Source organism: Adhaeribacter rhizoryzae, from assembly GCF_008629685.1.
In the GTDB taxonomy this organism is placed as follows: Bacteria; Bacteroidota; Bacteroidia; order Cytophagales; family Hymenobacteraceae; genus Adhaeribacter; species Adhaeribacter rhizoryzae.
In genome coordinates this window covers 159,722-182,505 of record NZ_VWSF01000012.1, presented here as the reverse complement: position 1 = coordinate 182,505, position 22,784 = coordinate 159,722, and the positions used below count along the sequence as shown (strand labels likewise).

Below are 22,784 nucleotides of genomic sequence, written 5' to 3'. Positions count from 1 at the left end.
CGAAACCCGCCGCGGCCGCGTAGCCAGGCAAGCGGTAGTGGCTTTACGCTGGGCAAAAGTGGGGTTAGTTATGAAAGGCGTGGGCAAAGCCCTGTATGTGGTAGAAGCCAAGGAAATAGATGCACCCGCCGGGCAAGCGCCCATTTACTGGCGCTTGCTCACGACCCATGCCATCCAAACGCAACAGCAGGCGCAGCAGCTAATCTACTGGTATAGTTTACGCTGGAACATTGAGCAGGTCTTCCGGCTGTTAAAGCAGAAAGGCTTGCAGGTGGAACTGCTGGATTTAGAAACCGGCAAAGCTTTAGTGCAACTCACGCTGCTGGCTTTGTTTGCCGCTAGCAAGATAATGCTCTTGCACCTGGCTTCTAAACAGAAAGAAGCCGTGCCGCTGGCAGAAAGCTTTACCCGGCAAGAAGTCGCTTGTCTGCAGGCTTTACAAAAACGTTATGAAGGAAAAACAGCCAAGCAGCGGAATCCTTACCCCCAAGACTCTTTACAATGGTGCTACTGGATAATAGCCAGATTAGGCGGGTGGAAACCCCACGAAAAGCAGGCGGGGGTGATTACCCTTTTGCGCGGTTGGAATTACTTCCAGCATATCTTGCACGGGTGGACCCTGGCCCAAAAATTTGTGTCCTAATCGTAGCCCTAATTTAGGGAAGGTGCCCGGAGGGCGGAAGGGTTAATCTACTACAGGAGAAAATCTTTAGAATAATCTCCTTGTATGTTGGTGTAACTAATATTTTAACCGGTTTTTCCGGTATTCGGCCAGGAGTAATTCTACTACCATGCTGTAGCTTTCCAGGCCTTCTTCCTGGTCGTTGGCTTTCAGGAATAAGTTGTGAATGCCGTCGCTAACCACTTCAATCGGGTTCTGAAAACTTTCCCAATATTCCCGGTTCTTTTTTAAATCTTGCTGCAAACCGGGGCTGAAGCTGCGTTCCAATTGTTTAAAGGCCACCGAATCGACCCTTACTAAGCGGTTCATGGCGTATTTCATGGCCATCAGGTTACCAGAATACTGAAAGGCCGGATTGGGGTTCAGGCGGCAAGCCAGGTACGAGACAAAATTGGCTTCATCTTCCGAGGCAAAACCAATTTGGTGAGCCATTTCGTGACAAACGGTAGCCGGCAAAACAAAATTGGGCGGGTCCATGTTTACGTTGGCTTCGCCGGTAAACGGGAAATATATACCACCAATCCCAAAAAAAGACATTAACTGCGGCACGTACACTTGCTTTACGGCCGGATAGGTGTACATTAACTTAGAATATTTCTGCGCGATTACTTTAAACCCAACAGCCGCTTCCTGCAGCATCTGGTCATGGCTAATGGGCAATATTAAAGGTTGATTTTCTTGCTGGGTAAGCTGTTGGCGGCTTTGGTTGGTGAGCCGGATTAATTCGCGGCACAGTGTTTTTAGTTCGGGCGTGCTTACCTTACGGGGCCGGATATCTACAATTTCCTGAATGGGCTGCCGGTGGTAATTTAATCCCCACATTAAGGTAAACAAAAAGTAAAATATTGATAAAAAGCCTACCGCTGCCAAGCCTACGCGCTGGAAAAAAGTTTTCAAGCTTACCTGTTTCAGCCACATTTGCCGGACTTGCCTAAACAGCCAAAATAACATAGCGGCAATAATGCTGTAAAAAAGCAATTGGCCCACCGGTACCGGTATTGCGCCAAAAACAATCCGAAGCACCTGGCTTAAACTCTTGTAAAACTTGTTGGTATAAGCCTCTTCTACCCAGTTGGGTTTAGTCGAAAGAAACTGAATAACGAGTATCTGGAGAGGTAAACTAATTAAAATTATAGTATTCCGGTATTTCTTGCTCACTGCTGAATATGCGCCTAATCGATGGTATTGTTACAAATGCTTACCTGCAAATTTACTTTATAACGATCTTAAAAATTGGATTATATAGACCAAATCTGCGTAGCTTAACCATTAACGACCTTTCACCTGACTATTTATAACAGAAGTTTAGCTATATTTCTTTGGCAATATTAGAAACTTTAGGCTTATTATTTTTCAGGTCATGAAACTATACCTTTTTACGCTGCTTTGCTTTATGGTTTTTATTCAATCTTTTGCCCAAGCGCCGGTAAAAGTTGCCGTGGCAGGTTTAAGTCATGGCCACGTAGACTGGATCTTTAACCGGACTGATAAGAAAGATATTTTGCTGGTGGGCATTTACGAACCCAATCAAGCACTCGCCGAAAAATATGCTAAACGGTATAAACTTGAGGCAAAGCTGTTTTTTACGGACTTGCCCAAAATGCTGGATGCGGTAAAGCCGCAGGCCGTTTCGGCGTTTGGTGCCATTAGCGAACATATTACGGTAGTACGCGCCTGTGCCCCGCGTAAAATTCATGTAATGGTAGAAAAACCGTTGGCTACTACCCTGGCCGATGCAAAAGAGATTAAAGTTCTTGCCGAAAAAAATAATATTCAGGTGCTAACTAATTTTGAAACTTCGTGGTATGCCAGTAACCAGCACGTTAATAGTTTGCTTAACCAGGGTAAGTTAGGCGAAATCCGGAAAGTAATGGTGAACGATGGCCACCAGGGTCCGCAGGAAATTGGCGTGAGTAAAGAGTTTCTGGAAATATTAACCGACCCGGCAAAAAATGGGGCCGGCACCTTAGTTGATTTTGGCTGCTACGGCGCTAACCTTATGACTTGGCTGATGAGAGGCGAAAGACCTACTTCGGTTACAGCGGTAACGCATCAAAACAAGCCCAATATTTACCAAAAAGTGGACGATGAAGCCACGATAATACTGCAATACCCCAAAGCCCAATGCATTATTCAGGGTTCCTGGAACTGGACTTTTGCCCGGAAAGACATGGAAGTTTACGGCGATAAAGGCTACGCGATTGCGGTAAATAATACCACCGTTCGCCAGCGGCTAGAAGAAAAATCGCCCGAAACCACCTTAAAACTGGACCCGCGCCCGGAACCCTACACCGACCCGTTTTCTTTATTAGCCGCCGTGGTCAGTGGCAGGTTAAAGCTGGATAAAAATGATTTATACGAACTACCCATTAATATTACCGCCGTAGAAATTCTAGAAGCCGCCAAAAAATCGGCCAGAACAAACAAAACCGTTTTTCTGAAATAAAAGCAAAGAATTGCTAAGATTATAAAGGAATCGAAATTAAATATTAAGCAATCCACATCTGTCATTCAGGAGGAACCTATTTAGCAGGTAACTAAATAGGTTCCTCCTGAATGACAGATGTGGGCTCACTAAATTACCCAACACAAGCGAACATCTATTGCTTAACAGCGATAGATATTTACCCTTAATATTTACCTCATTACCGTTGGTTTTTCGGGTTTTTCTTTGGTAGCGTGGCGTTCGCCAATCTGCTGCCGCCACATGGCATAGTACAAACCTTTTTGCTCCAGTAAATCCAGGTGTTTGCCGGCCTCGGCTACCCGGCCCCGCTCCAGTACGTAAATCTGGTCGGCGTGCAATACCGTGGAAAGGCGGTGCGCAATTAAGATGGTAATGTGGTTTTCGCTGTTCGATACGTCGCGCACCGTTTTGCTAATCTCTTCTTCGGTTAAAGAATCGAGCGCCGAAGTAGCTTCGTCGAAAACTAATAAAGTAGGATTGCGCAGTAAAGCCCGGGCAATGGATAACCGTTGTTTCTCCCCACCCGATACTTTTACCCCGCCTTCGCCAATTACCGTATCTAAACCTTTGTCGGCGCGGGCCAGCAAAGAGGTGCAGGCAGCTTTCCGGAGGGCATCCAGGCAGTCGGCATCGGTGGCATTTGGCGCGACAAACAATAAATTCTCGCGAATGGTACCAGCAAATAATTGGGTATCCTGGGTTACAAAACCAATTTGCTCGCGCAGCCGGTCTAAATCTAAATTATCGCCCGGAATGCCGTTGTACAGAATTTGGCCTTGCTCCGGCTTATACAAACCTACCAATAATTTAACGAGCGTGGTTTTACCCGAACCCGACGGCCCTACAAACGCAATGGTTTCGCCTACTTTTGTTTCGAAAGAAATGCCCGCTAAGGCTTTATTAGCAGCGGTCTGGTGTTTAAAATTAACGTTATCGAAAGTGAGGGTTTGGATAGTACCCAGGTTAGCCGGATGCGTTGGCCGGGCTTCTTTAGGCGTATTTAATATTTTCTGAAAGTTATCTAAAGACACCTGCGTTTCGCGGTAAATATTAATAATATTGCCCAGTTCTTGTAGTGGTCCGAAAATAAAGAACGAATAAATAAACATGGAAATAAAATCGCCGACGGTGATGCGGTTGGTAAACACAAGGTAAAGCATTAAGAGCAAAATAACGTTGCGCAGCAGGTTTACGCAGGTGCCTTGGATAAAACTCAGGCTCCGGATGTAGCGCACCTTTTTCAGCTCCAGTTTTAATATTTTATCGGTGGTGTTGTTCAGGCGTTCGGTTTCCTGCTGCGCCAGGCCCAGACTTTTTACCAGCTCAATATTGCGCAACGATTCGGTGGTAGCACCGGCCAGAGCGGTGGTTTCCGAAACAATGGTTTTCTGAATTACCTTTATTTTTTTACTTAGCACCGAGCTTAATATTCCCAGAATAGGTACCGCCGAAAAATATACCGGCGCAATGAGCCAGTAAACATTTAAGGCATACACCACCACGAAAATAATCCCGATGAGCGAGGTAAACAGCACGTTAATAAAGTTGGAAACCAGCTTCTCGACATCGGTGCGTACTTTTTGCAGAATGCCCAGGGTTTCGCCGCTGCGCTGGTCTTCAAAAACCGAATAAGGTAAATCCAAAGAATGGCGCAGGCCATCGGAATAAATCTGGGCGCCCAGACGCTGCGTAATTACGTTTACATAATAATCCTGGAAAGCCTTGGCAATCCGCGACACCATGGCTACGCCCATGGCCAATAATATTAAAGTACCCGCGCCTTTAAAAAACTCGGTAGTGCTAATCTGCAGTTTCTGGGTAACGGCCGCGGTGGCATAATCATCAATAATTTTGCGCAGAATAAGCGGGTCGAGCAAGGAAAATACCTGGTTAATGGTAGCCAGCAGTAAGGCCAGAAAAATTAATAACCGATATCCTTTCAGGTAGTTGAATAACAGTTTCATGGCGTTGGATTAGAGCAAGTAAACATAGCTAAAGGTAAGCAGAAGTAGGCGATAAAACCAGCCAGATTTCAAGAAGCGGTATACCGGCCTATAACCGCTAGCTTTACCTAAAATTTTTAATTCTGGCGTTTGCTTATTAAAAACCAGCTTAAATTATTATACCATTATCAAATGCATACTGCGCTTTTAAATAAAGTAAAGGCTGTCCCCCCCACCGTGGTCATTCTGTAGAATTCCAAAAGAATCTAATTAGCTGCCTGCTAATAAGTTTCTTTTGGAATTCTACAGAATGACCGCGGTGAGTGGGGATTTGGTTGCCATAGTATTTTAATAACAGCAGATGCTATAACGGGTTTGCTGGTTTAATTTCTTTTATTCCTGGGTTGGCGCATAGTAAAGCATTACGGCACCACTACCAAAGGTTTTAGTTTTTATGAGTTTAAGAAGAGTTCTGTCGTTAATATTTTGGAATAATGGCAAACCGCTTCCTGCAACAACCGGGTGAACACAAAGCTGGTATTCATCAATTAAATTCAGCTTCATTAGCTGTATAATTAAACTCCTACAGCCAACCAAAATATCTTTGCCCGATTGTTGTTTTAGCTCCGCAACTTCTTCTTCAATGGTTTGATTTGACAATTTAGCGCTGGCCCATTCTACATCTTTCAGCGTATGCGAAAAGACTATTTTTGGAATTTTATCTATGGTTACGGCAAAGTCGTCCATTGCATTTTCGCCGGAAGGATTTTTTAGCAGGTTTTGCCAATATTGCATCAACTGATAGGTTATCCTGCCATATAGAATAACACATGCATTATCTAACAGGTTAGCGTAATGCTGATGTATTTCTTCGTCTGGGGTTATTACGGTATGGTCGCAAAATCCGTCAACTGTCATATTAATGGCTGCAATTACCTTTCGCATAGCTGTTTTAATTGTGATCACTGTTGATTATTTCGCACCTCTTATGGTTACTGTTAACTTACTTGCCTATCAGACGTGACCAAAGTTTATTAAATTCACTATCGTTTCTTTTAATATTATTCGCTTGCTTATAGCTGTTATCGTGCTTTTTTATTCTTTTAATTCTCATGTGTTCTTCTGGTCCAAATCTGTCGAACACATAATGGACTATTTGAACGTTATCGAGATTCCATGCATAATTTTTGAATCCTTCATTGCCATTTGACTCCGAAGTGGGTTTTCCAAATTCGGCTTCAAAATGGGATTGGAAGTCGTTAAATGATTTTTCCTGATTACTAAAATCTGTTCTGAAAAACTCCAACTCATTTAAGAATCCATTTTTTCCTGGTTCAAAATGAAATCCAAGCATACAGTTCAGTCCATTTAAAGATTTGCATAAAATGGTGTAATATCCTGTTGTTACATGCGTAAAGCCGTGCCCATCCAATTTCTGAGTCAATGTATATTCATCAATATCCCACGGAATGAAAATGTCGGGTTCATCGATCTTAAATCCTTCTTGAATGTTCATTTTGTTTATCAGCATGAATTACAACCTACTTAAAAACGTAATATATTCATTACTTCACGCAATCCGGAAAGTTTAACGGAAGAATAAATAGGAGAAACCATCAGGCACAGGTTCTTTAGGTAGAAGAATATTAAAAATATTAGCAGCCTTTCCTATACGGTTTCCTCGATTATATATCCAAGCAATATTTCCGGCTAAAGCAGCAGCAAATTCTTTTCTTTAATCAGGGCCTTTAGTTCGGGTGGTAAGCCAAAATGTTCGTCAATAAAATCATCGAGTACTTCTTTGGTTTGGGCCGATAAGAGTTCGGAGAGTTCGTCGGCGGCCTTGCCGCTGATCATGTAGGGTGCCAGGCCAACTACCAGGTTGGTACCGTTGCAGTGGGCAATTAGCTGGTACTCGGTTTCTTCTTCTATGGGGGTATTTTTTACTAAACAAGTTTTAAACCATTCTTGGGGTTCAGCTTCGCCAGCGCGGTTTAATAATTCCTGGCGGGCGGCTAAATCTACATGCGCCATAAAATAGCTTTCTATCCGGGCCAGCGATTCTTTAGAAAGGCTCTGGCGCATTTTTTCGGAGCAGGGTAAGCACATGGCGTACTCAAAAGCTACATCGGTTACGTTGGTGTTGGGGTACCGGATAATGGCTTTCTCAACCATATATTGGGTACCGGGCCCGAGTAAATAAGTGTTGCAGGTTACACAAGTATCGAAGGGCTTACCGGTAGCATAACTGTAAAATTGCTCCGGTAAAGGTACTTGCGCAGGAGTTTCGTCTTTTTCGGAGGCTTCCATTGTCTTTTTACTTTTAATTAAATTTAGGGCGTAGCCGTAATTTTATCCATTACCAGGGCGGTGCGGGCCGCCGATTCGCCGGTGCTGGGGCAGGTGCCTTGCCCCAATAATGCTGCTACCATTTCCTGAATTAACGGTTGCTGCACATGTTCCGGGTAAGGGATTTGAATTTCCTGCTTGCCCGCGGCGGTTTCCAGGGTAATAATATCTGAGTCGAAGGTAGCATACGTAATCCGGCCGGCGCTGCCTATTATTTCGGTTTGGTCAGTGCGGGCACTTTCGGCCACGGTAAAGCACCAAACGCCACTTCCTTGTACTCCCGAATCAAAAGAGAAGTTGGCCGTTACAATATCTTCGGCGGGGTATAAACCGGCCTGGTTGGCGGTGTGGCCTTGCGCCTGGGTAATTGGCCCGAAGAAAAAATCCAGTAAATCGAGCTGGTGCGAAGCCAAATCAAAAAATAAACCACCACCCGATATTTCGGGTTGTACGCGCCAGGGCAAATCGGTTGGGCTTAGGTCGGGTTTGGCCGGGTGGTACAACCGAATGTTTACCAGGCGCACCTCGCCAATAGCGCCGGAAGTTATAAGTTCTTTTATTTTCCGGAAAAAAGGCTGACCCCGGCGGTAATAAGCTACATAAAGCGATACCTGGGCTTCCGCGCAAGCCGCTATCATTTGCTGGCACTGGTTGTAATTCAGGGCCATGGGTTTTTCTACGTAAACCGGTTTGCCAGCCGCGGCTGCTTTTAAAGTATATTCCAGGTGCGCGTCTGGGGGAGTAGCAATATAAATGGCGTTTACTTCGGGGTCTTGGATTAACTCGTCGGCGTTGGCGTACCAGCGGGGCACGTAGTGGCGGCGGGCATAATCGGCGGCTTTAGCAGCATCGCGCCGCATAACGGCCACCAACTTAGATTGTGGTATTTTTGAAAAAGCGGGGCCGCTTTTCTTTTCGGTTACATCGCCGCACCCGATAATACCCCAGCAAATTTCCTGCATAAAACGGTATATTTTAGAATACCGGGGTAATATCCAAAACCTTTATTAAAACCCCAAATTGAGCCCGCAGAATTAACGCCGGCAAAAAGCAGAAAAGGCGTACCCGACGCTCAGAAGTACAAAAAGCTACCAAACCAAATCCGCTGTTTTTATATTACTGTACCGCCCTAGGTTCCAGCTTTTATAGCTTCTGCAATAAGCTTTAACCAAATATTTACTGCGTGCTAATTATTAAGGGTAAGTCAGCAGCAACTAGCTTGCTAATTGTGTTTTGGTTTGCATTTTACCGTTCAGGGATTATTTTTGGTAGTTTGTCTACGGAACGGGTTGGTTGTTGGATTATATTCTTTATTATTTGTAACTTACGCATATATTATTAACCTAATTCTATCCTGCATGTCGCCCTCAACCCGGTATAATTTTATATTTTCGAACGAGCGCCGGTATCGATTGAGCCGGCACTTTTTGTTCTGGTTTGTTTGCGTTGTATTCTTTACCCTCATTTATGGAACCCGGCCTGCTGCCGTAGATGCCAACGGCAATCTTATCTTAATTAACTCCTACGTGTTGTCGTTTTTCGAGGCAATTGCTTTTTTGCCCGGCCACATGCTGCTGAGTTACATTATTATGTACGTGCTCATTCCGCGCTTTCTGTTTAAAGAAAAATACCTGTCTTTTCTGGTTATTCTGGCAGCATCGCTTTTTGTAGAAGCCTTGGTATCGTACCTGGTTACCGTTACCGTGGTAGTACCTTTCCGGATTTCGTTGGGGTTGCCCACGCCCAGCAGTCAGTTTTATTCGGCTATGCTGGCCGGTTTAAGAGGCGGCTCTACAGTAGCCGGTTTTGCCGGATTTATTAAGCTGGGTAAATATTACTACAAGAAAAACGAAGCGGCCCAGCTGCTGGAACGCGAAAAACTTAAAGCCGAATTGCAACTCCTGAAAGCACAGGTGCACCCGCACTTTTTGTTTAATACCCTCAATAATTTATACTCGCTTACCCTTACCCAATCGGGGCAAGCACCCGAAGTGGTACTTAAGTTGGCAGGGCTGCTGCGTTACATGCTTTACGAGTGCGATGTAGTGAAAGTACCATTGGTAAAGGAAATAAAATTACTCCAGGATTATATTCAACTAGAAGAACTCCGGTATGGCGAACGGCTGGATTTATCGGTTAATATTAAAGGCAGTGTAGAAGGTAAAATTATTGCCCCGCTTATTTTACTGCCTTTTATCGAAAACAGCTTTAAACACGGCGCCAGCGAAGAACTGGACCAGGCCTGGATTAGCCTGGACTTAACCATACAGGAAAACAAACTTAAATTTAAATTAATTAACGCCGTGCCGCCTTCGCCGCTGTTTATTAGTGAACCCGAAATAATGGCGCACGGCATAGGCCTCGAAAATGTCCGGAAACGGTTAGAATTATTGTACCCGGACCGTTACGAATTAAAAACCATTATGGAAGCCGAAACTTACCTGGTATCTTTAACCATGGACTTAGACGCTGTAGCTGCGCCGGCTGAGCCTGCGCCCGCTATTATCAATCATAAAATTTTAGTAAAACCCGCTACCGAATTAACCGCTTAAAATACCATGAAGATTCGCTGCCTGCTCGTTGACGATGAACCACCAGCCCTAACTGTATTACGATCGCATATTGCCCATGTGCCCATGCTGGAGGTAGCCGCTCAATGCCACAATGCCATGCAAGCTTTCGAAATATTGCAGCAACAACCTATAGACTTAATGTTTCTGGATATTAGAATGCCGCAAATGCTGGGTACCGATTTTGTAAAAACCCTTCAGAATCCGCCCAAAATAATATTTACCACGGCTTACCGCGAATACGCCATGGATGGCTTTGAGCTGGATGCCGTAGATTATTTGCTCAAACCTATTTCGCTGGAGCGGTTTATGCGGGCCGTGCAGAAAGTTTGCCGCCCCGAAGTGCCCATTATTAATAATTTACCGCCTCCCCCGAGTACCCAAACGGTTTCCGACCGGTTTTTATATTTCCGGGTAGATCGCAAAATGGTTAAAGTAATGGTAGATGATATTCATTTTATCGAAAGCCTGAAAGATTACGTGCGCATTGTTACCGCTACCAAACAAATAATTTCGAAGCAAACCATAACTTCTCTGGAAGAGATGCTGCCCGAAGACGGGTTTCTGCGGATTCACCGTTCTTTTATTGTAGCCCTGGATAAAATAGATTCGTTTTCGCCGACGCACGTAGATGTGGCCGGTAAAGAATTACCCATTGGCCGCCACTTTAAACAAGATGTAGAGCGGGTGCTGGTGCGCGTAGCCTAAAAAAGAATATTTTCGTTCTAAAGAATAGCTCTACCGTTTTGGTTGAGCTATTTTTTTGCCTTGCCTAGCGCAACATTAAAGTCAGTAATAGCACAGCCCCAAAGGGGCGCAATATTCCAGCGATGGGTGAAGCCCATCGAAAAAAGTATTAGAAGCCAAGCCCTGGAGGGGCGAAATATTAATCTTTAAAGCTAATTATTTTGCCTGGTTCCCAGGGCTACACCCTGGGCTAGGATATTTCGCCCCTTTGGGGCTGTTTCGGGAGGTAGGGTATACTGGAGATCTTGTTTCTTTTTAATTATAATTTCATTAAAACGCAGAAAGGAAAATGCTTATCTGTAAACAAACAATCCTAAACTACTTAAAACAAAAAGCCCGGTTCAGCTATTGAACCGGGCTTTTTGTTGTGCTTAAAAAATATTGCTTATGCTCTGCTGCGGAGTTTGTGGCCGGAAACGGCATAATACCAGATAAATAAATAACAAGGCACCATAATCCAGTAAGCTTGCTGCGGATTGATAATATCGGCCAAATAACCGTACAGGAGCGGAATAACTGCCCCACCCGCAATAGCCATAATCAAGAAAGAAGAACCTATTTTGGTAAACCTGCCCAAATCGGCAATAGCTAATGGCCATATAGCCGGGAAAACCAATGAATTAGCCAAGCCTAGTAAAGAAATAAATAAAACGGATGCAAAACCATCAGTAAAAATTGCTGCCAAGGTAAAAATAACGCCTAATATGGCTGATAACTTTAAAGCTTTTTCCTGGGTAATATATTTGGGTATGGTAACTATACCTACTAAATAACCCACAATCATGGCAATTAGCGTGCAGGTTGTAAAAAATTTAGCCGTTGATAGTTCAATGCCTTGCGCGGCGCCGTAACTAATTACCGTATCGCCGGCCATTACCTCTACGCCCACATAAAAAAACATGGCCAACGTGCCAATAATCAAGTGCGGAAACTGTAATATACTGGTTTTATTGGTGTTGGCGGCGGCTACGGTTTCGTCTTCCTTATCGGTATCAATTTCGGGTAAAGAAGATAAATAAACAACAACTGCCAATATTACCAACACCACAATCATAATGATGTAAGGGGTAATAACGCGGGCGGCTAGCATATCCAGTTCGGCCGCTTTTTGCGCCAGGCTCATGGTGCTCAATCTGTTTACCAGGGCATCGGCATCTTTTAGGGCAATAGCACCCAAAATAATGGGTGCAATGGCTCCGGCCACTTTATTACAAATACCCATTACACTAATGCGTTTGGCGGCACTTTCGCGCGGCCCCAGAATGGTAATATAAGGGTTAGCCGCCGTTTGCAGCACCGCTAAACCAGTTCCCTGAATAAATAAACCTAATAAAAATAAACCGTACGTACGCGTCATGGCGGCCGGAATAAACACCAACGCGCCCACACCCATTACCAGCAGCCCCACCGACATACCCTTTTTAAAACCCGTGACTTTTAAAACCCACGCCGACGGAATAGCCATAACTAAATAAGCAATGTAAAAAGCAAAAGCTACGAGGTAAGACTCGAAATTATTTAACTCACAAGCAATTTTAAGGTAAGGAATTAGTACGGAGTTAAGCCAGGTTACAAAACCAAAAACGAAAAACAACGCCCCAATAATAATAATGGGTCTACTGGAATTACTACTAGCCGCTACCACAGCCGAAGCCGCAGATTTTGAAGCAGAAACTTTTGTCATGAGATGCAGGTAATTTTAAAGATAGTGAACGCTTTTAGTTTTTTTGCCGGTGTGCCGGTTCTTATTAACCTAAGGAAATGCAATAATTTTTCTAAAGGTTCTTATAAGTCGGCAACATACCTTTTCAAACTTAATCAGAATTAAATAATATACAAATTAAAATTTTCAGAACTGTGTGCCCGTACACGCAAAAATATTAGAACCATTAGTAGCAGGGTTTCTAATATTTTTCCAAAACTTAAATTAATCAGGCAAAAGGCCGCTCTTTATTAAAATTTAGGGGCCATTTATTAAGCAGGTTTTAGCCGGAAAGCGCCTGCTTACAAATCATGCAATTTATTGATAAACCTTATTCTGTCCCGGAATATTTCAGGAATAAAGCAGGTATAAGTAAGGTGAATAATAATTCCGTCGACCCCAAATATTACACCGTAGCCGTAGTTGTGGGCTGGGTTTTATTCTTGTCTTGGAAAAGCAGCAGAAAAAGTACCATCACCACGGCTGCAATCGCGGCCGGAATTAACCAAATGGTTTGCCAGTTGTGGCCACCCGCCGGTAATTGCCACTTATCTACTATCACACCCGAAATAAGCGAACCAATTAACATGCCTACGCCGTAAGTTGCCAGCGTTATTAAGCCCTGTGCCGCACTTTTAAACCGCTCGCCGGCCAGCTTATCGGTATAAATTTGGCCGGTTACAAAGAAAAAATCGTAGCAAATGCCGTGCAGCACAATACCGGCAATCAGCATCCAGTAGTTGGCATTGGTATCGCCGAAGGCAAATAAAATATAGCGCAGCACCCAGGCCAGCATACCCAAAGCCAGCATTTTTTTAACCCCCAGCCGTACAAAAAACGCGGGAATCAGCAACATAAAAAGCAACTCCGATACTTGCCCGAACGATTGTTTGGCCGCCGCCGAACGCATTCCTATTTCGTTCAGAAACGGATTAGTGAAATTATAATAAAAAGACAGTGGAATACAGATAGCCACCGACGACAGAAAAAATAATAAATAAGACTTGTTCTTCAGCAGGCTCAAAGCATCCAGCCCCAACATATCGGACAAAGAGGCCGGACCGCTTTTTTTTATGGGCGGCGTGGCCGGCAACGTAAAGCTAAAAACCCCCAGCATGGCCGAGGCAATAGCCGCCATTTTAAAAGTAAGATCCAAAGAGCCGTTTTGCTCCCAGTTTAGCCAGCCAATGGTAAAGCCCGCCACAATCCAGCCAATGGTGCCCAACACCCGTATGGGCGGAAATTCTTTGCCGGGTTCTTTCATTTGCCGGAACGATACCGAATTAACCAACGCCAGCGTGGGCATATACAAAATCATGTAAACCAGAATAAGCGGGTAAAAATTATCGAAATCGGTAACGCTGCTGGCACTGTAAAGCAACGCGGCACCAATTAAATGCAGAATGCCCAAAATATACTGCGCCGAGAAAAAGCGATCGGCAATAAGGCCAATAATAAAAGGTGCCAGAATAGCCCCGATAGACTGGGTTAAAAAAGCCACGCTCACCTGCGTAGCACTAGTTTTAAGGTTATTCAGCAAAAAAGTACCCAGCGTTACAAACCAGGCACCCCAGATAAAAAACTCCAGGAACATCATAACCGAAAGCTGCAAACGAATACGGGTTTTCATAGGCGAAGAAATATTCAGGCTTCAATCTAAATTATTTTAGCGCGTCAACAAAAAGCCCAGGTTGTTTTTTATCGCAGATTATTCCTTAAATTTCCCCGTTTAAGTTCTCTTAATTTTTCAGCTAATTTATATGCCGGTAATTATTGGGTTAGATATTGGTACCTCCAGCACCAAGGCGATTGCTTTCGACGAGCAGGGCAAAGTAGTTTCTTCGGCGTACCAGCCCTATTCTATTCTAAACCCGCAGCCAAACTACAGCGAACAAGACCCCGATGAGGTTTTCCGGGCTGTATTGTTGGCCTTGCAAAAAAGTACCAGCCAGTTAAATGGGGCTACGTTGGCGGGCATTAGCTTTAGCAGCGCCATGCACAGCCTGATTGCCGTAGATGCGCAGGGCAACCCCTTAACCAATTGCATTATTTGGGCCGATAACCGCAGCCAGGTACAAGCCGATGATTTACGGGTCACGCCCACTGGCCTTGATATTTACCACTATACCGGTACGCCCATTCACCCCATGTCGCCGCTGTGTAAACTTATGTGGTTCCGGCAATACCAACCCAACTTACTCCAGCAGGCTTACAAATTTATTTCGATTAAAGAATATGTTTGGTACAAACTTTTCGGGCGGTTTCAGGTAGATTATTCGATAGCTTCCGCTACCGGTTTATTTAATATTTATACCCATACCTGGTACGAGCCGGCCCTGGAAGCAGCCGGTATTACTGCTGCCCAACTATCGGAACCGGTAAGCCCTTTGTACCAGATTTCGCCCCAGTATATAAATTTCCTGCAACTAGATAGCCTGGCCCAGGTACCTTTTATAATTGGCGCCAGCGATGGCTGTCTGGCTAATTTGGGTGCCGGAGCTACCGTGCCGGGTCGGGCTGCTTTAACCATTGGCACCAGCGGCGCCATCCGGGTTACCGCCCCCCAACCGGCCGCCGATCCGCAGCAACGCTTATTCAGCTATATTTTAACGGAAAACCAATACGTGGTAGGCGGCGCGGTAAACAACGGCGGCATTATTTTGCGGTGGTTCCGCGACAACTTTGCCGAAGCCGAAAAAGCAGAAGCGCAGCGTTTGGGCGTAGATCCTTACGAAATATTGAGCCAGGAGGCGGCCGCCGTACCGGCTGGTTCCGAGGGATTGCTTTTTGTGCCTTATTTGCTGGGCGAGCGGGCACCCATCTGGGATGCCCAGGCGCGTGGTCTATTTTTTGGGGTTAGCATTACCCACACCAAAGCGCATTTTTTAAGGGCTGTATTCGAGGGTATTGTTTTTGGTATTTACCAGGTGGGCCAGGCCCTCACCGAAACAACCGGCCCCATAGATGTAATTTACGCCAGCGGTGGCTTTGCCCGTTCGCCGTTTTGGGTACAGTTGGTAGCCGATATTTTTAATAAAAAAGTAATTCTGGCCGGAACAGTGGAAAGTTCGGCCTGGGGTGCGGCCATGCTGGCTTTGCAAGCCTTAAACCTGGCCCCGGATACCCTTTCGCTACCAGACCAAACTGCCCACGAGCAAGAATATTTACCAAACCCGAAGCGCCATGCGGTGTATATGCAGAACTTTTCTATATTTGAAAAGCTCTATCCCTTACTGAAAGACCAACTGGCCGCTATTGGTAATTTGCCGAAAGAATGATAGTTTACCGCCGTTTGTTCGTTTAGGGCCGGTAATCAGAAGTTGGCAGCGGAAAAAGATATTCAGGTTAATATTTAAAAAATTATAAAAGAATAATAAATAACCCGGCGGAATATTACCGCCCTTAACCGACTAAAAACAAAGCCTATGCCGCTGATACTCGTTGCTGCTGCTGTACTCACGTTATTGCTGTTAATGATTGTTTTCCGGCTTAATGCCTTTCTGGCCCTGATTCTGGTAGCGCTGGGTTTAGGTTTGGCCGAAGGCATGACGGCTAAAGCAGCTCTTGTTTCGGTGCAGAAAGGCGTCGGCGATACCCTGGGTTCACTGGCTTTAATATTAGGTTTTGGGGCGATGCTGGGTAATTTAATATCCGAAAGCGGGGCGGCCCAACGCATTACTTACAGCCTGATGAAAAAATTCGGGGTTAAATATATTCAATGGGCGGTGGTACTCACCGGTTTTTTGGTGGGTTTGCCCATGTTTTACAATGCCGGTTTCGTGCTGTTAATTCCGTTGGTTTTTAGTATTGCCGCCTCTACGGGTTTGCCTTTGTTGTACGTGGGTTTGCCTATGGCCGCCGCTTTATCGGTTACGCACGGGTACTTGCCGCCGCACCCCGGCCCTACTTCTATCGCCATTTTGTATAAAGCCGATATTGGCCTAACCTTGGTGTACGGAATTATTATTGCTATTCCGGCCATTATAGTGGCCGGCCCGTTTTTCAGCCGCTTTACTAAAAAATACAAAGCTTCGCCGCCGCCGGGCTTAGCTACGCCCCGTGTTTTTACCGAAGCCGAAATGCCCGGCTACGCCAATAGTGTTTTTACGGCCTTATTCCCCGTACTACTCATGGCAGTTGCTACTATAATTGGCTTAATATTACCCGATACCTCGCCTTTACGCAAAGGCTTTGATTTTATCGGTGACCCTGCCATTGCTTTATTGTTATCGGTGTTGCTGGCTATTTTTACGTTGGGCCTGAACCGGGGCATGAAAATGGATGCCATCATGAGCATTGTAACCAGCTCGATTGGTAGTATTGCCATGATTTTGCTAATTATTGGCGGGGGTGGCGCATTAAAACAAGTGTTGGTAGATAGCGGCGTAGGCGATTATATTACCGCACTGGTTAGCGATATGGAGCTTTCGCCGTTGCTGCTGGCCTGGGGCATTGCGGCTTTGCTGCGGGTTTGTTTGGGTTCGGCTACGGTAGCGGCCATTACTACGGCGGGTATTGCGCTGCCCGTAATTGCCAGCACTGGTGCCAGCCCCGAATTAATGGTATTAGCCACGGGCGCCGGCAGCCTCATGTTTTCGCACGTAAACGACCCTGGCTTTTGGGTATTTAAAGAATATTTTAATTTAAGTATCACCGATACCATGGCCACCTGGTCTATTATGGAAACCATTGTTTCGGTTATGGGTTTGCTGGGAGTATTACTTTTAAATGTGATTATCTGATTTGAAATAAATCGCTTACCAGGTCAGATTTTTAGTTTAATGCTTCGGTCTGTTTTATTAACTGGGCAAATATTTCGGCTGTAGGTTTAGCTTCGGCGGCGGCAGCAGATTGCCCGGCCCACATTGCCGTAAACGCATTGTTATCCTGTTTTTGGGCTTCTGCCCGAATGCCCGCCGTTAAGCCGGTTTGAAAAGGAAACGCCGGAATATTTAAGCCGGTTTTTTCGATTTCGGTAATTAGTTTATTCCGTAAGCCCCGCGCCCAACGCCCGGACAGCGTTTTGGTTAAAATACTTTTGGTATCGGTAGCATTCTGAAGTGCTTTTTTATAAGCCGGCATGGCTTTACTTTCGGGGCTGGCAATAAAAGCCGTACCAATTTGCACACCTTGGGCGCCTAAGGTAAAAGCCGCTTTTATGGTTTTGCCGTTGTAAATGCCGCCGGCGGCCAGAATAGGTTTACGCACCACACTAGCTATCCGCGGCACCAACGACATTACGCCAACCAGCGGTAGCTTCTCCGGTTCCAGGAAAGTACCCCGGTGCCCGCCGGCTTCCATGCCCTGCGCCGTAATCATATCAATTTCTTTTTCTTCCAGCAGCAAAGCCTCGGGCAAGGTAGTAGCCGTGCCAATTAATACCACCCCTTTACCTTTAAAAGCTTTTATTACATCATCGTCTACTATTCCGAACGTAAAACTAACCACCGGAATATTTTCATCCAGCAGCACTTGCACCTGCTCGTGGTAAGTATTGAACCGCAGCGCCTCAATATTCTGCTTTGGATAAGGAATCTGGTTATCGGCACAAAGCTTAGCCAAAAATTCCTGCATGGCCGTTAACTCCTGGAAGTTAGGAGCCGGAATAGCATGGGCAAACAAGTTCACGCCAAATGGTTTATTTGTTAGGGCTTTGGTCTGGCGGATGAGGTCAGCGGTTTGTGCCGGCGCTAAACCGCCTACTGGCAACGAACCCAAGCCGCCTTGGTTAGCAATAGCCGCTACCATTTCGGGAGTGGTTACACCCAGCATAGGCGCTTGTACTATTGGGTAATTTATTTTTAAAGCCCGGGTAACTTCGTTTTGCCACTGCATTTGCTGCTTGCTTTATTAAATATTTAATATTTTCTAATGCTGCATTTACCGTCTTCGGATTGCTCCTTTAAGAATACTGGCTTATCAGAAACAGGAATATTTATACCGATATGATGCCAATAGGACTTTCACAAAAAGTAAAACCCTGCCGTTATAACTGTTAAACCTAAATACTGGCCGGTGAAAACACACGGCCAGGGCGGCTACTGCGAAAGTCCAGACCGATATTTTCAACCTTAGCCAAAACATTAACCACTTGCATTGCGCGCATACGCTATTCTCTTTTAATGGCAGATGACAACCTTACGCGAATATATTGCTGCAACAAACAAGGATAAATATTGTACAGAATATTTGTAATAAACAAAACCAGTGCCCATCCCAAATAATTGTTTACCAAAGCGTAAACCATTACCAAACCAAAAAATACAAATAATAAAAAATGAAATTTCTCGAACATAAACGTTTGGCCGAGCACTTTGGCAACAGAACGTTTGCTCCCGGAAACTACTTTGTAAGCCGGGTAACGCTTCCGGATTAGCTTATTTATTATTTCGCCGTTCTGCGTGAATTTATTTATAAAACCTACTCCAATTTTTCTGTAAACAGCTGTTGTTTGGCCTAACTGAATATTATAAAAAAAGGCTTTGGGCAGCAACACGGTTAAAAAACTTATGCCTAAAAAAACAAGTAATAATTTAAGCGGCAGAAACCAATAACAAAATACCGAAACAGGCAAAAGATTCAGGACAGACCACAGCACGTTTGGTATGGCATTGTACCAGGCTACCGTATACTGCATTTTAACTATGTGCGGTGGCTTACCCAAACGCATGGCTGGTTTATTTTAATTTGGCTAAAGGTAGTACACGGTATAAATAATTAAACAGACCAATTTTTAATGAGAGTAAGGCCTCTAAAAGCAAATTTGCCTTTACAAAGTAAATTTGTGTAAAAGGCTGGCTAGTAATATTTTTAGTCGTGGCTACCGATATTTTACCCTTTAAACGCCTAAGCCACCCAGCACTCGTAGTTCCTGTCCTTTTTCGGGCCGCCCGTTTAATAAGGGCATGGCTTGAGAAATTAATTCTTTTACACCCGCCACGTTCAACGAATTATCGTGGTCTTCTTTACTATCCCAGACTTCTGTTACCCACACTGCATCGTTATTGTTTTGGTCCTGGCTGACCAGATAAAGATGGCACCCCTGGGCGGTAGCTACCAGTTTAGCGGCTTCGAGTAAAATTTGTGCTAGTTTGTCGCCGTTGCCGGGGGTGGCAGTTAGTTTTCCGTGCAGGCCGTATTTAATCATAAATTATCTTATCTGTTGTACACTGTTTATTTTTAAATTTTGCTTTAAGCGCAACCTAAATAGTTAAAGCAATATTTACCTTATCAGGTAAGGCAAACTACTTTTAAAAGCTTTTTCCTAAGCTAAATTATTTTTATCAGGGGCGCCAGCTAATGCATTTGCCTGGGTTTAATTAAGCTTACTTATTTTTCTTAGGAGGCAGCACAACGGGCACCGGCACAAGTTCTGGCCGCAGCTCTTCTTTGGCCGAAACGGCTACACCTTCCTGGTTTCCGGCACTTGCTTTTGGCCAGATATGGAAACCACCGCTTACGAAGTCCAGTTGCCACATGCCCCAAATACCGTTTTCATCTACGTGGCCATTGTAGTGTACGGTGTGCGAGTGGTAATATTTGGTCATGGTACATTGCATTTGGCCGGTATCGTACGAACCTTTCCAGGAAAAACCACCCACATCATCTGCACCGCTGCCCGTTATTACGTTATCATTAAAGTTTAACATAAATTGCATGGGGTGCTTATCAGCGGCGGGCCCGGTAACGTAAGTGTAAAACCCTTCCCAATCACCGCTCGGAAACAAGGGGTGCGTTTCCGAACGTTCGTTAAACAGTTTACCAGCCATATTTTACGCCGTTAAATTTAAAGAATTAAGCAAAACACGTAACCTCCTCAGCTAAGTGTTCGCCGGAAATATTACTTTATTGTTTCTGCTCTTCGCCTAACAATTATTAAAAAGTAACCCATTAGCCTGATAAATAAAACCTAACAACTGCAATTACTACGATACTGCTTTTAGCCCCACAATTGATCCAATAAGGGTTATTAAAAAGAAAACCCGCCAAAAGCTGGCCGGATCTTTAAATACCAGAATTCCTATTAAAGCTGTTCCAACTGCGCCAATCCCCGTCCAGACGGCATAAGCTGTGCCGATGGGCAGGGTTTGCGCGGCCTTAACCAACAACACCATGCTTATTGTTAAGAAAACCAAAAAGCCACCATACCACCAGTAAACATCGGTGCCGTTAGCTTCTTTTGCTTTTCCCAAACAAGAAGCAAATGCTACTTCACACAAGCCCGCAATAATTAAAATAACCCAATTCATACTTTTTGTTTTTGTCGCAAATATCGAAAATTAGCTTAAGTAAAAGGATAAAAAGGGGGTAAATTACTTAACCCCCGCTTTTCTTCGGCTTAAACTAACTTGGGTAATTCACAGATAAGCACTTCATCCGCCATTATAGCAAACCGATGTTAGTAGTAGCTTTTCTTCTTTCGGGTCAATGGTTGTTCATATGTCAGAGCGTGTAATTTTTACTTCGTCAATAAACCACTTGTAAGTATCAACGAATTTTTGATACTCTTTTTTGTCAGCAAGTAAACTTAATGGGATATTTGGACGAGCAGAAATTTTGTCGGGGGAAATGCTTACACCTTTTATTTGATTGAGCCTATTTAATAGTTCCATTCTTTTTTGTTCGCTGTTAAATGGTGGTTTGTACTTGTGCCATTGAAAGTAAACTTCAACAGTTCCAGTTGTCCATAAAGCAAACAGAAAATATTCAACTCCTAAATGTGTAAAAACAGGAACCATAGATCCCCGTCTGCCTGAGCCATACCAAATTCTTGTCATCTGTGGTTTTAGCCAATTCAAAAGTTGTCTAACCACTTCGGCTTCACCAACTCCGCGCTGTGCTGTGAGTTGTGTAAAAAATGTTTCTTCTGTCCAATTACTATCTTTTCCTTTGTTAACTCCTTTAGTTGCGTCAGCAGTTGTAGTTTGTCCGATAACTCTCGGAACAAGAGTTTTTATATTATCTTGACCTATAAACTGCTTGATCTCAAGGCCCAAAATTTCGGCGGGCGTCATTTGCTCATTTAAGAACTCAATAATTCGTTGCAGTTCTCTTGGAATAGTATCAGCAATAATGAGCATTCTGATTTTGCCAGCTTTTAAATTCGTTTTTGTTAATTCCCAAAAATTATCTACTTCATTTTCTCCTTGTAGGAAGTCTTACATGATGGTATTACTATCCTTGTTTTGTGATTTATATTGTTCATCAAAGCGATGAATAATTTCTTCAATTGTCCAGTAAGTAACTGCGTTAGCTGCATAGTCAAGGATTTGACCAATTACTTCTCTCCGTATTCTTGTGTCTGTGCTACGCTTTACTTCTACTAAAGTTGGTATGCCATCTTGGTCAATAAATAAATGATCTAAACTCCAACGTCCACTTGCATCTTTGTCGTCAGGTACTCTAAATTCTCTTGATATGAGCAACCAACGTCTTGGTCGTAAACTGTTAATCTGTGAACCTGAAATCAAGTTTGGATAGTCAGCCAAAAGTTTTTGAAGCAAGTCTTCCGAAATATAGTTTGCTTCGTTTAACTCTGTTAGTTTTCCGCTATTGTCTAAATGAAATATTGTTTCGTTCAAGGTGTCGTTTTTAAATTATTACTAACTATAGTGTAAACCGAGTTCTCCGGGTATTTGCTTTTGTTTAAGAATTAATATTAGCTTTCTTTATGTAAAACTCTTTACAGATGCAACAGCTAACAGCTCACCTATTTTGCTAATATATAAATTTTACAGATTATTGTGCGGCGACCAATTTGTGGTGGCGCTCACCTGGATAACTGAACGTCAGATAAAAATATAGGTATCATTAATATTTGTTATAAATTTTTATATATTTAGCCATAACAATACTAGTATAACGCATTTAAAATTAAGGAACTATGAGCTTAATTTCAGAATTTAAACAGTTTGCCGTTAAAGGCAATGTAATTGATTTAGCGGTAGCCGTAGTAATTGGTGCCGCTTTTGGTGCTATTGTAACCTCCTTGGTAAACGACATTGTAATGCCACCTATTGGAATGGCCACCGGTGGCGTAGATTTCACCGACCTGAAACTGCAGCTTTCGGACCCGGTAATGGAAGGCAACCGCGTGGTGAAAGAAGGAGCCTCTATAAACTATGGCAATTTTATTCAGACGGTGGTAAATTTTCTGATTATTGCTCTGGCTATTTTTTCGATGGTAAAAGCTATTAACGCCATGAAGCGGAAAGAAGAAGCCGCCCCGGCTACTCCAACTCCCAGCAAAGAAGAGCTTTTGTTAACCGAAATCCGGGATTTACTGCGCGACCGGAAAACTCCTTTATCTTAACCTGAACGCTGT

The 22,784-nt window shown here is 44.0% G+C and carries 22 protein-coding genes; 7 read left to right on the top strand and 15 right to left on the bottom strand.

Annotated elements, in window-relative coordinates:
* The coding region (locus tag F0145_RS16085) for a transposase (protein WP_150089735.1) at window positions 1-643 on the top strand (643 nt) is incomplete at its 5' end.
* A 96-nt stretch (window positions 644-739) separates the two neighbouring features.
* Here F0145_RS16085 and F0145_RS16080 read toward each other — a convergent pair.
* Window positions 740-1,840 carry a DUF3810 domain-containing protein gene (locus F0145_RS16080; RefSeq protein ID WP_150089733.1) on the bottom strand — a complete coding sequence of 367 codons (1,101 nt, stop codon included), beginning with the start codon at window positions 1,838-1,840 and terminating at the stop codon, window positions 740-742.
* A gap of 202 nt (window positions 1,841-2,042) precedes the next feature.
* Between F0145_RS16080 and F0145_RS16075 the strand changes: the two genes are divergently transcribed.
* On the top strand, window positions 2,043-3,128 hold the full coding sequence (locus tag F0145_RS16075) for a Gfo/Idh/MocA family protein (RefSeq protein ID WP_150089731.1): 1,086 nt from the start codon (window positions 2,043-2,045) through the stop codon (window positions 3,126-3,128).
* 191 nt (window positions 3,129-3,319) lie between these two features.
* On the opposite strand, the gene F0145_RS16070 is transcribed toward F0145_RS16075, so the two are convergent.
* From F0145_RS16070 to F0145_RS16050, 5 genes are all read right to left on the bottom strand, one after another.
* Window positions 3,320-5,113 carry an ABC transporter ATP-binding protein gene (locus F0145_RS16070; RefSeq protein WP_150089729.1) on the bottom strand — a complete coding sequence of 598 codons (1,794 nt, stop codon included), beginning with the start codon at window positions 5,111-5,113 and terminating at the stop codon, window positions 3,320-3,322.
* Window positions 5,114-5,485: 372 nt separating this feature from the next.
* On the bottom strand, window positions 5,486-6,037 hold the full coding sequence (locus F0145_RS16065; protein ID WP_150089727.1) for a dihydrofolate reductase family protein: 552 nt from the start codon (window positions 6,035-6,037) through the stop codon (window positions 5,486-5,488).
* A gap of 58 nt (window positions 6,038-6,095) precedes the next feature.
* On the bottom strand, window positions 6,096-6,608 hold the full coding sequence (locus tag F0145_RS16060) for a hypothetical protein (protein WP_150089725.1): 513 nt from the start codon (window positions 6,606-6,608) through the stop codon (window positions 6,096-6,098).
* Between the two features lie 194 nt (window positions 6,609-6,802).
* Window positions 6,803-7,402: a hypothetical protein gene (locus tag F0145_RS16055; RefSeq protein ID WP_150089723.1), complete on the bottom strand. Its 600-nt coding sequence runs from the start codon at window positions 7,400-7,402 to the stop codon at window positions 6,803-6,805.
* Window positions 7,403-7,425: 23 nt separating this feature from the next.
* Window positions 7,426-8,403 (bottom strand): Gfo/Idh/MocA family protein, encoded by a 978-nt coding sequence (locus F0145_RS16050; RefSeq protein ID WP_150089721.1) that lies wholly within the window; start codon window positions 8,401-8,403, stop codon window positions 7,426-7,428.
* Window positions 8,404-8,799: 396 nt separating this feature from the next.
* Here F0145_RS16050 and F0145_RS16045 point away from each other — a divergent pair, with 396 nt between their 5' ends.
* Together F0145_RS16045 and F0145_RS16040 are read left to right on the top strand one after the other, a co-directional pair.
* Window positions 8,800-9,993 (top strand): sensor histidine kinase, encoded by a 1,194-nt coding sequence (locus F0145_RS16045; protein WP_150089719.1) that lies wholly within the window; start codon window positions 8,800-8,802, stop codon window positions 9,991-9,993.
* A 6-nt stretch (window positions 9,994-9,999) separates the two neighbouring features.
* Complete coding sequence (locus F0145_RS16040) at window positions 10,000-10,719, top strand: LytR/AlgR family response regulator transcription factor (protein ID WP_150089717.1); 720 nt, start codon at window positions 10,000-10,002, stop codon at window positions 10,717-10,719.
* 424 nt (window positions 10,720-11,143) lie between these two features.
* On the opposite strand, the gene F0145_RS16035 is transcribed toward F0145_RS16040, so the two are convergent.
* On the bottom strand, window positions 11,144-12,442 hold the full coding sequence (locus F0145_RS16035; protein WP_150089715.1) for a sugar MFS transporter: 1,299 nt from the start codon (window positions 12,440-12,442) through the stop codon (window positions 11,144-11,146).
* A gap of 424 nt (window positions 12,443-12,866) precedes the next feature.
* Entirely contained in the window at window positions 12,867-14,090 is a 1,224-nt protein-coding gene (locus F0145_RS16030; protein ID WP_150089713.1) for a nucleoside permease, read from the bottom strand.
* Between the two features lie 130 nt (window positions 14,091-14,220).
* Here F0145_RS16030 and F0145_RS16025 point away from each other — a divergent pair, with 130 nt between their 5' ends.
* Both F0145_RS16025 and F0145_RS16020 read left to right on the top strand, forming a co-directional pair.
* A complete protein-coding gene (locus tag F0145_RS16025) occupies window positions 14,221-15,738 on the top strand; it encodes a gluconokinase (RefSeq protein ID WP_150089712.1) in 1,518 nt (505 codons plus the stop codon).
* Between the two features lie 147 nt (window positions 15,739-15,885).
* Window positions 15,886-17,202, top strand: coding sequence for a gluconate:H+ symporter (locus F0145_RS16020; RefSeq protein WP_150089710.1), 1,317 nt, complete (start codon window positions 15,886-15,888; stop codon window positions 17,200-17,202).
* A 31-nt stretch (window positions 17,203-17,233) separates the two neighbouring features.
* On the opposite strand, the gene F0145_RS16015 is transcribed toward F0145_RS16020, so the two are convergent.
* The 7 genes from F0145_RS16015 to F0145_RS26640 all read right to left on the bottom strand — a co-directional run bounded on the left by F0145_RS16015 (window position 17,234) and on the right by F0145_RS26640 (window position 22,041).
* Window positions 17,234-18,295 (bottom strand): NAD(P)H-dependent flavin oxidoreductase, encoded by a 1,062-nt coding sequence (locus F0145_RS16015; protein ID WP_150089708.1) that lies wholly within the window; start codon window positions 18,293-18,295, stop codon window positions 17,234-17,236.
* 274 nt (window positions 18,296-18,569) lie between these two features.
* Window positions 18,570-19,097, bottom strand: coding sequence for a glycosyl-4,4'-diaponeurosporenoate acyltransferase CrtO family protein (locus F0145_RS16010; protein WP_150089706.1), 528 nt, complete (start codon window positions 19,095-19,097; stop codon window positions 18,570-18,572).
* 201 nt (window positions 19,098-19,298) lie between these two features.
* Window positions 19,299-19,607, bottom strand: a complete 309-nt coding sequence (locus tag F0145_RS16005; RefSeq protein ID WP_150089704.1) for a putative quinol monooxygenase — start codon at window positions 19,605-19,607, stop codon at window positions 19,299-19,301.
* Window positions 19,608-19,785: 178 nt separating this feature from the next.
* Window positions 19,786-20,229 (bottom strand): hypothetical protein, encoded by a 444-nt coding sequence (locus tag F0145_RS16000; protein WP_190277568.1) that lies wholly within the window; start codon window positions 20,227-20,229, stop codon window positions 19,786-19,788.
* Window positions 20,230-20,385: 156 nt separating this feature from the next.
* Window positions 20,386-20,709: a DMT family transporter gene (locus F0145_RS15995; RefSeq protein ID WP_150089702.1), complete on the bottom strand. Its 324-nt coding sequence runs from the start codon at window positions 20,707-20,709 to the stop codon at window positions 20,386-20,388.
* A 186-nt stretch (window positions 20,710-20,895) separates the two neighbouring features.
* Window positions 20,896-21,540, bottom strand: a complete 645-nt coding sequence (locus F0145_RS26645) for a hypothetical protein (RefSeq protein ID WP_223816115.1) — start codon at window positions 21,538-21,540, stop codon at window positions 20,896-20,898.
* Between the two features lie 78 nt (window positions 21,541-21,618).
* The gene (locus tag F0145_RS26640) at window positions 21,619-22,041 is read right to left on the bottom strand and encodes a hypothetical protein (RefSeq protein WP_223816114.1); all 423 of its coding nucleotides are present in this window, start codon (window positions 22,039-22,041) and stop codon (window positions 21,619-21,621) included.
* Window positions 22,042-22,343: 302 nt separating this feature from the next.
* On the opposite strand from F0145_RS26640, the gene mscL reads away from it, so the two are divergent.
* On the top strand, window positions 22,344-22,772 hold the full coding sequence (gene mscL, locus F0145_RS15985; RefSeq protein WP_150089700.1) for a large-conductance mechanosensitive channel protein MscL: 429 nt from the start codon (window positions 22,344-22,346) through the stop codon (window positions 22,770-22,772).
* Window positions 22,773-22,784 lie beyond the last annotated feature (12 nt).